General features: G+C 72.7%; 9 protein-coding genes and 1 tRNA gene. 6 read left to right on the top strand and 4 right to left on the bottom strand.

What is annotated here, in order from left to right; genetic code table 11:
• Positions 1-320: 320 nt before the first annotated feature.
• A complete protein-coding gene (gene pntB / locus QQX09_RS08570) occupies positions 321-1,727 on the bottom strand; it encodes a Re/Si-specific NAD(P)(+) transhydrogenase subunit beta (RefSeq protein WP_301133467.1) in 1,407 nt (468 codons plus the stop codon).
• The gene (locus QQX09_RS08565) at positions 1,727-3,286 is read right to left on the bottom strand and encodes a Re/Si-specific NAD(P)(+) transhydrogenase subunit alpha (RefSeq protein ID WP_301133465.1); all 1,560 of its coding nucleotides are present in this window, start codon (positions 3,284-3,286) and stop codon (positions 1,727-1,729) included. Before QQX09_RS08565 ends, pntB begins: the two co-directional genes overlap by 1 nt.
• A gap of 288 nt (positions 3,287-3,574) precedes the next feature.
• Between QQX09_RS08565 and QQX09_RS08560 the strand changes: the two genes are divergently transcribed.
• Positions 3,575-4,210 carry an SRPBCC family protein gene (locus tag QQX09_RS08560; protein WP_301133463.1) on the top strand — a complete coding sequence of 212 codons (636 nt, stop codon included), beginning with the start codon at positions 3,575-3,577 and terminating at the stop codon, positions 4,208-4,210.
• Positions 4,211-4,214: 4 nt separating this feature from the next.
• Here the strand turns inward: QQX09_RS08560 and QQX09_RS08555 are convergent.
• Positions 4,215-4,287, bottom strand: a tRNA-Arg gene (locus QQX09_RS08555).
• Between the two features lie 119 nt (positions 4,288-4,406).
• Here QQX09_RS08555 and QQX09_RS08550 point away from each other — a divergent pair.
• From QQX09_RS08550 to ettA, 5 genes are all read left to right on the top strand, one after another.
• Positions 4,407-4,784 (top strand): VOC family protein, encoded by a 378-nt coding sequence (locus tag QQX09_RS08550; protein ID WP_301133461.1) that lies wholly within the window; start codon positions 4,407-4,409, stop codon positions 4,782-4,784.
• Positions 4,785-4,858: 74 nt separating this feature from the next.
• Positions 4,859-6,451, top strand: a complete 1,593-nt coding sequence (locus QQX09_RS08545; protein ID WP_301133460.1) for a dynamin family protein — start codon at positions 4,859-4,861, stop codon at positions 6,449-6,451.
• Complete coding sequence (locus QQX09_RS08540; RefSeq protein WP_301133458.1) at positions 6,448-7,941, top strand: GTPase; 1,494 nt, start codon at positions 6,448-6,450, stop codon at positions 7,939-7,941. Before QQX09_RS08545 ends, QQX09_RS08540 begins: the two co-directional genes overlap by 4 nt.
• A gap of 187 nt (positions 7,942-8,128) precedes the next feature.
• On the top strand, positions 8,129-8,668 hold the full coding sequence (locus QQX09_RS08535; RefSeq protein ID WP_301133455.1) for a single-stranded DNA-binding protein: 540 nt from the start codon (positions 8,129-8,131) through the stop codon (positions 8,666-8,668).
• A gap of 106 nt (positions 8,669-8,774) precedes the next feature.
• The gene (gene ettA, locus QQX09_RS08530) at positions 8,775-10,457 is read left to right on the top strand and encodes an energy-dependent translational throttle protein EttA (protein ID WP_301133453.1); all 1,683 of its coding nucleotides are present in this window, start codon (positions 8,775-8,777) and stop codon (positions 10,455-10,457) included.
• 128 nt (positions 10,458-10,585) lie between these two features.
• Here the strand turns inward: ettA and QQX09_RS08525 are convergent, their stop codons facing one another.
• On the bottom strand, positions 10,586-10,969 hold the full coding sequence (locus QQX09_RS08525) for a VOC family protein (RefSeq protein WP_301133451.1): 384 nt from the start codon (positions 10,967-10,969) through the stop codon (positions 10,586-10,588).
• Positions 10,970-11,004 lie beyond the last annotated feature (35 nt).

The following is an 11,004-nucleotide window of genomic DNA, read 5'->3' as shown; positions in this document are numbered from 1 at the left end:
CAGTGATGCCTCGACCGTATGAATCTGCCGCTCGAATCGGGCACCACGCACCTCGCAGGAGGCGGCCCAGGTCCACGGCCCGGTGCCACCCTCCGGTGTCACGCGCCCGCGGCACCGCCCGGCGCGGAGCCCTCGGACCCCGCGCCGCATCCCCGTGAGGCACGCGCGCGTGCATGTCGTGTCCGCGAATTTCAGGAATCGCTTGAAGAGCCTCGCCGGAGTGCCGGTTCCGCTGCCCGCTGCGGGACCTGTTCAAGCCTGAGTTGAAATACGCGGACGCGAAGTGCGCGCCGGCGCGTCGACACGCCGGCGCGCCGTGCCTAGACCGCGGCGCCGTCGCGCGAGCGCAGCTCCGTGAGGATCGCCTCGACCTGGGTCTTCGCGTCGCCGAACAGCATCGCCGAGTTGTCGCGGAAGAACAGCGGGTTCTGGACGCCCGCGTAGCCGGTCGCCATCGAGCGCTTGAAGACGATGCACTGGCCGGCCTTCCAGACCTCGAGCACCGGCATGCCGGCGAGCGGCGAGCCCGGGTCCTCGAGCGCGGACGGGTTGACCACGTCGTTGGCGCCGATGACGAGGACCACGTCGGTCTCGGGGAAGTCCTCGTTGATCTCGTCCATCTCGAGCACGATGTCGTACGGCACCTTCGCCTCGGCGAGCAGCACGTTCATGTGGCCGGGCAGGCGGCCGGCGACCGGGTGCACGCCGAAGCGGACGGTGACGCCCTGCTGACGCAGGGTCGAGACGAGGTCCGCGACCGGGTACTGGGCCTTCGCGACGGCCATGCCGTAGCCGGGGACGATGACGACGGATGAGGCGCCGGCGAGGAGCGAGGCGACCTCGGGGGCCTTGACCTCGCGGTGCTCGCCCTGCGGGCCCTCGGACGAGGTGGTGCCGCCCTCGGTGCCGAAGCCGCCGAGGATCACGGACAGGAACGCGCGGTTCATCGCCTTGCACATGAGGTACGAGAGGATCGCACCGGACGAGCCGACGAGCGCGCCGGTGACGATGAGCAGGTCGTTGCTCAGCATGAGGCCCGCCGCGGCGGCCGCCCAGCCGGAGTACGAGTTGAGCATCGACACGACGACCGGCATGTCGCCGCCGCCGATCGCCGCGACCAGGTGGAAGCCCAGCAGCAGCGCGATCGCCGTCATGATCGCGAGCGGCACGATGCTGTCGGTGGCGAGGTACCAGGCGAGCAGGCCCGCGCTCGCGACGAGGGCGCCCAGGTTGAGCCAGTTGCGGCCCGGCAGCGTGAGCGGGCGGGACTTCATGCGCGCGGACAGCTTGAGGAACGCGACGATCGAGCCGGTGAGCGTCACCGCGCCGATGAGGACGCCGAGGAAGACCTCGATCTGGTGGACCGGGTCCGCCTCCTCGGTGAGGTGCGAGTTGAAGCCGACCAGCACCGCGGCGGCGCCGACGAAGCTGTGGAGCATCGCGATGAGCTCGGGCATCTGGGTCATCTCGACGGTGCGGGCGCGCCACGTGCCGATCGCGGCGCCGATCGCGAAGACCATCGCGATGAGCAGGGCGGTGACGAGCACGGGACGCTCGGACTGGTCGAGCGCGAGGACCACGGTGGCCGCGAGGGCGAGGCCCATGCCGACCATGCCGAGGATGTTGCCGCGGCGGGCCGTCTCCTCCTTGGACAGGCCCGCGAGGGACAGGACGAACAGCACGGCCGCGACCACGTAGGTCGCCTGGGCGAGCGAGGTGAGGGTCATCACGCGTCCTTCCGGAACATGCCGAGCATCCTGTAGGTCACCAGGAAGCCACCGAAGATGTTGATGCTGGCCACGGCCGCCGCGATGAATGCGAGCGTCGACACGATCGCGTCGTCGGAGCCGATCTGCAGGAGCGCGCCGACCAGGATGATGCCGGAGATGGCGTTCGTCTGGGACATCAGCGGCGTGTGCAGCGAGTGCTTGACGTTCGAGATCACGTAGAAGCCGACGATCACCGCGAGGGCGAAGACCGTGAGGTGCTGCACCGTTGCGGAGTCCGCGAAGGACAGCAGGACGAGGGCCGCGACCGCGCCGGCGCCGTACATCCAGCTGCGGCGCCTGGCCTTGCGCGCGGCGGCCTCCGCCTCGGCGCGCGCCTTCTCGGCGAGCTCCTCCTCGGTGGGGCCCTGCGCCCCGGCCGGCGCGGGCGCGGCGGAGACCGACACGGGCGGCGGCGGCCACATGATCTCGCCGGCGTGCGCGACGGTCATGCCGCGCTGGACCGGGTCCTCGAGGTCGAGGACGAGGACGCCGTCCTTGCCCGGCGTGAGCAGCTCCATGAGGTGCACGATGTTGGTGCCGAACAGCGTCGACGTGTGGCGCGGCATGCGGCTGGTGAGGTCGGTGTAGCCCACGATCGTCACGCCGTTGTCCGAGACCACGGTCTCGCCCGGGACGGTGAGCTCGCAGTTGCCGCCGCCCGAGGCCGCGAGGTCGACGATGACCGAGCCCGGTCGCATCCCCGCGACCACGTGCGCCGTGATCGTCGTGGGGGCGGTGCCGCGCACGAGCGCGGTGGTGATGACGACGTCGGCCTTGGCGGCCTCCGCGGCGTAGACCCGCATCGCGGCGGCCTGCTGCTCCTCGGTGAGGGGCTTGGCGTAGCCGTCCGCGCTGATCTCCTGCTGCGCCTCGGGGGCGTGGACGAAGGTGCCGCCCATGGACTCGATCTGCTCGGCCACCTCGGGACGCACGTCGAACGCACGTACCTGGGCGCCCAGCGAGCTGGCGGCGCCGATCGCGGCGAGGCCGGCGACGCCCGCACCGATGATGAACACGGTGGCGGGGGCGGTCTTGCCGGCCGCGGTCACCTGGCCGGTGAACATGCCGCCGTACTGCTCGGCGGCCTCGATCACGGCGCGGTAGCCGGCCACGTTCGACAGCGTGGACAGGACGTCGATGGCCTGCGCACGGGAGACGCGCGGGACCGCGTCGAGGGCGAGCGCCGTCGCGTCGCGCTCGTTCAGGGCGGCCAGGAGCTCGGGGTTCGACTGCGGCGACATCATCGACACGACGGTCGTGTTTTCGCGCAGGCCCCATACCTGCTCCTGCGTGGGGGCGTTGACGCACGTGACGATGTCCGCGCTCCACGCCGCCTCGGTGTCGACGAGCGTCGCTCCCGAGGCCTGGTACTGCTCGTCGAGGAAGCTGGCCGCGGTGCCCGCGCCCGTCTCGACGTCGACCTGGTAGCCCAGCTTGATGAGCTGGGCGACGGAGGCCGGGCTCGCGGCGACCAGCCTCTCGCCCGCTCGCGTCTCCGCGGGGACTCCTATGCGCATCGTCCATCCCGTCCCGCGCATCGCGGCGGCGGCCGCGACGCGCGTGTCTCGGTCGACCCGCGGAAGGACTGCCGCCGACACGGGCTGCGGGTCGAGCTCGTGAGTGCCTGCTGGAAGGCTAGTGGACGGCATCGGCACCGACCTGGGACCTGTGCACGGTTGTGGTCCCGGTTTCCTGCGGCGGGACGATGCGCGGGTGGCGCCACGGCGGCATGATGGGCGGGAGGGCAGGGGGTCGCCGTGGGAGGTCGGGGTCGCCGCGGGCCGCGCGCGCCGGGTGCGGGGATCGTGCCGGCGCTCGAGGGCGCCGCGCTTATCGCCGTGCACCTCGCCGCCACGCCGTTCGTCGGCGAGGGCCGCAGGACCTGGGGGACGGTGGGCACGGAGGCGACCGATGCGCTGCCGGGCGACGACCTGGTCCCGGATCCGAGGTGGGCGTACACCCTGGGCGTCGACGTCGCCGCGCTGCCGGAGGCGGTGTGGCCGTGGATCGCGCAGATCGGGCAGGGCCGCGGGGGCTTCTACTCGTACCAGGTGCTCGAGAACCTCGTGGGGTGCCGCATCGTCAACACGGGCGAGATCCTCCCGGAGCATCAGCGCCCGGTCGTCGGGGACGAGATCCGCCTGCATCCGGAGGCGCCGCCGATGCGGGTGGCGGCCGTCGATCCCCCGCACGCCCTGGTCCTGGCGGGCACGCCGGTGGAGCTCGACGGCGAGGCGGGCGGCGGCGCCGCGACGTGGCAGTTCGTGGTGCGGGACGCCCCCGGCGGCCGGAGCCGCCTGCTCACCCGGGGCCGCTACGACCATGGCGACGACTGGGGGAGCCGGCTCGCGTTCGGGCGCTTCCCGCTCGAGGCGATCGCGTTCGTGATGAGCCGGCGCATGATGCGCGAGATCGCGAGGCTGGCGGAGGGCCGGGCCTGACGGGCGCCCCCGGCTGGATTCGAACCAGCGACCTGCGGATTAGAAGTCCGATGCTCTATCCACTGAGCTACGGGGGCCTGGCGGCCGGAGCCGCGCACCTAGGTTACCGGCGCCCGCCCGCGCCACCCGCGCATCGTCCCGTGGCGCCGCACGCGCGACGGGCCTACCGTCGAAGGGGCGATCGGGAGGTGGCGCGATGGACTGGAAGCTCGAGGTGGTGGTGGTCCCGGTGTCGGACGTCGACCGGGCGCGCGACTGGTACCGGGACCGCATGGGCTTCGTGCTCGACCATGACCAGGAGGTGGGGCCGGGGCGGCGCATCGTGCAGCTCACCCCGCCGGGCTCGGCATGCTCGATCGTGTTCGGCACGGAGATCGGCGCGGGCGAGCCCGGTTCGCTGCAGGGCGTGCAGCTGGTGGTCGACGACATCGAGGCCGCACGCGAGGAGCTCCTGGGCCGAGGCTTCGACCCGGGCGAGCCCGCCGTGATGGCGCCGGGGGACGGCGGCACCTTCCTGTTCTTCGCCGATCCCGACGGCAACGGCTGGGCCGTCCAGCAGTACCGCGGCGGCTGACGCGCGCCCGTGCCGCCTGGTAAGTGCCCTCCGCGCTACCCTTGTCGCATGTTGTGGAACGGGTGCGTCGTCGCATGAGCATGCGACCCATCAAGACGTGGTCGTATCCCGGCAACCTCTTGGACGCCCTGGTCGACACCCGCCGCGTCGTGGCGGGTGTCCAGCTGCCGCTCCCCGTCGCCGGCGTCGAGGACGCGCGCGCGACCATCCAGCGGATGCTCGACCAGCTCGACCACCACCTCATCCCGCGCGTGCGCGAGGAGGCGTCCCCGGCGATCGTGGTGGTCGCCGGATCGACCGGCGCCGGCAAGTCGACCGTGGTGAACGCGCTGGTAGGGGAGGACCTCACGCCGTCGGGGGTGCTGCGCCCCACCACCCGCGTGCCCCACCTCTTCCACCACCCGCTCGACACCGCGGTCCTGTCCGACGTCGCCAAGCGCGCGAAGGTCATCGCGACCGAGGCGGTGCCGCGCGGGCTCGCGCTCGTCGACTCGCCCGACCTCGACTCGATCAGCGGCGAGAACCGCGAGATCGCGCACACCATGCTCGAGGCGGCGGACCTGTGGATCTTCGTCACCACCGCCGCGCGCTACGGCGACGCGGTGCCGTGGGAGGCGCTGCGCGCCGGCGCCGACCGCGGCGCCTCCATCGCGGTGGTCCTCAACCGCGTGACCGTCGACGTGGCGGCCCAGGTGCGGCGCGAGCTGGTCGACCGGCTCGCGGAGGAGCACCTCGAGACCCTGCCGCTCTTCGTCATCCCCGAGGCGCCCAACCGTCAGTCGATCGTCCCGCGCGACGTCGTCGGCGGCCTGGGACGCTGGCTCGACTCCGTCGCCGCGGCCTCCGCCACCACCATCGTCGAGCGCACGCTGCACGGCGCGGCCGAGTCGCTCAAGGAGTGGCTCGAGACCCTCGCCGAGGCGATGGACGACCAGTCCGCCGCCGCGAAGGACGTCCGCGGCGAGGTGCGCCGCGCCGCCGCGCAGGTGTCCCACGAGGGCGGCGAGCGCTGGTGGGAGACCATCCCCACCGGCGCGCTCACCGCGCGCTGGCAGCAGGCGACCGCCGACGGCGGGGTGCTGTTCAAGCTGCGCAACAGCGCATGGGTGCGCCGCGGCCACGCCCGCGAGCAGCGGGACGAGGTGCTGCACGCGATCTACCGCGACCTGCTCGAGGCCGTCGAGTCGCGCCTGGTCTTCGCCGCATCGTCCGTCGCGGAGGCGATGGAGGATGCGCTGCGGCGCGCCGAGACCGGCGTGGGGCCGTGGCTCGCGGAGCGGCGCGACCCGCGCGACGCGCGTCAGGCGCGCGAGCGCCAGGCCGCGGACGCGTCGCGGCGCTGGGTGCACCGCTGCCAGGAGATCGTGCTCGCGCTGCCCGGCGTCGAGCACGGCATCCAGGTGATCGGCGAGCCCGGGCTCACCACCGCGCTGGCGAGCGCCGCGCTCGGCATCGAGGAGGCCCGCACCGTTCTCATGATCCTCACGTCGCCGCAGGCCGTCGGCGCCGCGGTGGACGAGGCGCGCGAGGAGCTCGACGGCGCGCGGCGCCACTGCGTCAACCGGGAGTCGCTCGACATGATGCGGCCCACCGACATCCCCTCGCTCATGCCGGACTCGTCCGCGAAGATCCGCCTGCGGCGCGCGGAGCTGAGGGGGCTGCTGTGAGCGTGAGCTTCGAGGCCGTGCCGCCGCACGACGAGACCACCGTGCTGCACGAGCGGGTCGACCGCCTGCGCTCGTCGCTCGACTGGGCGCGCGAGGCCATCCCGACCCCCATCCGTGACGAGCTGCATGCGGCGGTCGACCGCTGCGACGAGCGGCTCGCGCTCGGCATCGACTGGACCGTCGTGGCGCTCGCGGGCGGCACGGGCTCCGGCAAGTCGACGCTGTTCAACGCCCTCGTCGGCGTCGACTTCGCGGTACCCGGCGTCGCGCGTCCCACCACGTCCGACGTCAGCGCCTCCGTGTGGGGTCCCGAGCGGGCGGACGCGCTGCTCGACTGGCTGGGCGTGGCCCCCGACCGTCGCCTGCGCCGCTTCGACGCCATGGGCACCACCCCGGACCCCGCGCTCGCGGGCCTCGTGCTGCTCGACCTGCCGGACCACGACTCGGTCAACCCGCACAACCGCGAGGTGGTCGACCGCATCGTGCCGCAGGTCGACCTGCTGCTGTGGGTGGTCGACCCCCAGAAGTACGCCGACAACGCCATCCACGAGGGCTATCTCAAGCAGGCGTCCGTCACCGGGCAGCCGTCGCTCGTGGTGCTCAACCACGTGGACCGGCTCACCACCGAGGAGGGCTGGGAGGTCGCGCGCGACCTTCAGCGCCTGCTCGCGCTCGACGGCATGCACTCGGTGCCCGTCATGCCCGTGAGCGCCCGCACGGGTCAGGGCGTCGACGTGCTCCGCGCCGAGCTCGAGGGCGCCGTGCAGGCGCGCTCCGTCGCCGCCGACGCGGTCGCCGCGGACCTCGTGGCCGCGGGCCGCACGCTCGAGCGGGCGCTCGCGCGCGACGCCGAGCCCGTCCTGCCCGAGGTCTCCGAGCTGGTCGCCGCGCTCGCCGCGGCCGCAGGCGTCGACGCGCGTGCCGAGGCCGCCGCCGCGGTGGTCGCGGGCCGGTCGTCGTCGGTGCCCGCCCAGGACACGATGCGGCTCGAGGTGGTCGACCGCGAGCGGCTCGACTGGATCGACGCGGCCTCCGAGGGGCTGCCCGTGCAGTGGCGGATCGTCATCGGCGAGGCCGTCGCACCCGCGGGGGAGCTGACCGCCGTCATCGACGCGGCCCTCGCCGGCGTGGACTGGCCCGAGGCGCGTCACGCGCCGTTCGGCCGTCGCCGCCTGCGCGCGTCCGCGATGGAGAAGGACATGCTGCGGCTCGGGCGTGAGGCCGTGCTCGGCGCGATCGAGCCCGGCATCGTGCGGCCGACCGAGCTCATCCACCAGGCGTACCGCAACCTCGACGAGCTCACCGTCATCGCACGGGCCCAGGCGCCCGAGGGGGCGGGGGAGCCGGAGGAGCCGGTCGTCGAGCCCGAGCCCGCGCACGCGGAGGCGGGCGTGGTCGAGGAGGAGGAGCACGCGCTCCCCGCGGACATCTGGGCGCCGGTCCACGAGGACCGCCACGAGCGCCACGACCGCCACCACCACGAGGGCTGAGGCGCCTCCAGCGCTGTCGGCCGCTCCCGGCCGCTCGCGGCCGCGCCCGGAAGGGCCCGGCAAGGCCGATGTCCCCGGCGCCCCGCCGCCCGCCTTGCGTCCCCCGATCCGGGCCCGCCCGCGCATCGTCCTCCCGCGTGCTCGCACCCTGGACCCAGCCGCACCGTGCGGCACCAGGGAGGGGAGCATGAACGAGCTGACCATCACCGTGGCGGGGTGGGCCGCCACCGACGTCCGCATGTTCAAGGGGCAGGGGGACCTCGCCATCGCGTCGTTCCGGGTCGCCTCGACGCCGCGCTACTTCGACCGCGAGAAGGGCTCGTGGGTCGACGGCGTCACCGAATGGTTCACGGTGCGCGCGTTCCGCGGCGCCGCGATCACCGTCGACGCCTCCATCAGGAAGGGCATGCCGGTCGTCGTCACGGGCCGCCTGCGCACCAGCACGTGGGAGGCGAAGGACGGTCCGCGCGTCGACCACATCATCGACGCGACCGCGATCGGGCCCGACTGCATGCGCGGCGTCGCGAGCTTCCGGCGCGCCACCGGGGACCCGGCGATGAGCGAGGAGGACATCAGCCCCGCCGCGGCCGCCATCGCGGCGTCCAAGGAGGGGGACGGCGGGGACGATGCGGCGGACGCCTCGCGCTTCGAGACCGAGCCGCCGGACGTCGACAGCGGGGAGGTGGAGCCGCTCGACCTCGAGGAGGAGCCCGAGCCCGTGGCCTGAGCGGCGGCGTGGGCCGCCCGACCTCGCCCGCCCATCGTCCTCCCGTAGGCTAGGGGGCGGCATCCGGGCGCCCGCGCGCCCGCTCAGGACAACCGACGGAGCAGCAGTGGCAGAGTTCATCTACACCATGCAGAAGGCGCGCAAGGCGCACGGCGACAAGGTGATCCTCGACGACGTGACCATGGCCTTCTACCCGGGCGCGAAGATCGGCGTGGTGGGACCCAACGGCGCAGGAAAGTCGACGATCCTCAAGATCATGGCGGGCATCGAGCAGCCCTCCAACGGCGAGGCGCGCCTCACCCCCGGCTACACGGTCGGCATCCTCATGCAGGAGCCGCCGCTGAACGAGGAGAAGGACGTCATCGGCAACGTCCGCGAGGGCGTGGGCGAGATCTACTCGAAGCTCGAGCGCTTCAACGCGATCTCCGAGGAGATGGCCGACCCGGACGCGGACTACGACAAGCTGCTGGCGGAGATGGGCACGCTCCAGGAGGAGCTCGACCACGCCAACGCATGGGACCTCGACGCGCAGCTCGAGCAGGCGATGGATGCGCTGCGCTGCCCGCCGCCGGACGCCGACGTCAAGGTGCTCTCCGGCGGTGAGCGCCGCCGCGTCGCGCTGTGCAAGCTGCTCCTCGAGAAGCCCGACCTGCTGCTCCTCGACGAGCCCACCAACCACCTCGACGCCGAGTCCGTGCTGTGGCTCGAGCAGCACCTCGCCAAGTACCCCGGCGCCGTCCTCGCGGTCACCCACGACCGCTACTTCCTCGACCACGTCGCCGAGTGGATCTGCGAGGTCGACCGCGGCCGCCTCTACCCGTACGAGGGCAACTACTCGACCTACCTCGAGAAGAAGCAGGAGCGCCTCCAGGTCCAGGGCAAGAAGGACGCCAAGCTCGCGAAGCGCCTCAAGGAGGAGCTCGAGTGGGTGCGGTCCAACGCCAAGGGCCGTCAGACGAAGTCCAAGGCGCGTCTGGCCCGCTACGAGGAGATGGCTGCCGAGGCCGAGCGCACCAGGAAGCTCGACTTCGAGGAGATCCAGATCCCGCCGGGCCCCCGCCTGGGCTCGACCGTCATCGAGGCGAAGAACCTCAAGAAGGGCTTCGGCGACCGCGTCCTCATCGACGGCCTGTCGTTCTCGCTGCCGCGCAACGGCATCGTCGGCGTCATCGGCCCCAACGGCGTCGGCAAGACCACGCTGTTCAAGACCATCGTGGGCCTCGAGCCGCTGGACGACGGCGAGCTCAAGGTCGGCGAGACCGTGCAGGTCTCCTACGTCGACCAGAGCCGCGGCGGCATCGACCCCCAGAAGTCGCTGTGGGAGGTCGTGTCGGACGGCCTCGACTACATCAACGTCGGCAAGGTCGAGATGCCGTCGCGCGCGTACGTGAGCGCGTTCGGCTTCAAGGGCCCGGACCAGCAGAAGGCGGCCGGCGTGCTCTCCGGCGGTGAGCGCAACCGCCTCAACCTGGCCCTCACGCTCAAGGAGGGCGGCAACGTGCTGCTCCTCGACGAGCCGACCAACGACCTCGACGTCGAGACCCTCGGCTCGCTCGAGAACGCGCTGCTCGAGTTCCCCGGCTGCGCCGTGGTCGTCTCGCACGACCGCTGGTTCCTCGACCGCGTCGCGACGCACATCCTCGCGTACGAGGGCACCGAGGAGGACCCGGCCAAGTGGTTCTGGTTCGAGGGCAACTTCGAGTCCTACGAGGCCAACAAGGTGGAGCGCCTGGGCGCCGAGGCGGCCCGCCCGCACCGCGTGACCTACCGCAAGCTCACCCGCGACTGACCCGCCCGGCGTGCCCCTGACCCGGGGCGTGCTGCGGGGAAGCGGCCGACGGTTTCCGGAGGTTCGTGACCCCTGCGGGAGACTGAGCGACGCCCCTCGCCTGGCATCAGGCGAGGGGCGTCGTCGTCTCAGCCCACGCGCTCGACCAGCTGGATCGGATGCCCGTCGAGGTCGTTGACGAAGGCGACCCGGAGCACCTCGCGGAAGGGGTGCGGCTCCCGGCGCGCCTGCCCGCCGGCCTCGACCACGCGGTCGAAGGCGCTCTCGACGTCGTCGGTCCACAGGGTGAGGCACACGCGATCGCCCTCGGTGACCGGCTCGAGCCCGTGGCTCTGCGCGGCCGGACCGGGATGGGCCAGCCCGAGCGTGAACCCGCCGAGCGCCATCTCCACCTTCACAGGCGCATCGTCGGCGCTGCGGAACGTCTCGGCGAAGCCCAGGCGCGCGTAGAACGCGGCGGCGCGCTCGCAGTCCTCGACGAAGAGGATCACCTGGGGCTCGAAGAACTCCATGCGGCCACGCTACGCCGTGGCCCGGCGTCCCCGCA

It is taken from the genome of Demequina litoralis, assembly GCF_030418455.1.
In the GTDB taxonomy this organism is placed as follows: Bacteria; Actinomycetota; Actinomycetes; order Actinomycetales; family Demequinaceae; genus Demequina; species Demequina litoralis.
Note: the sequence above shows the minus strand (reverse complement) of the source record. Positions and strands in the feature narration are given on the sequence as shown.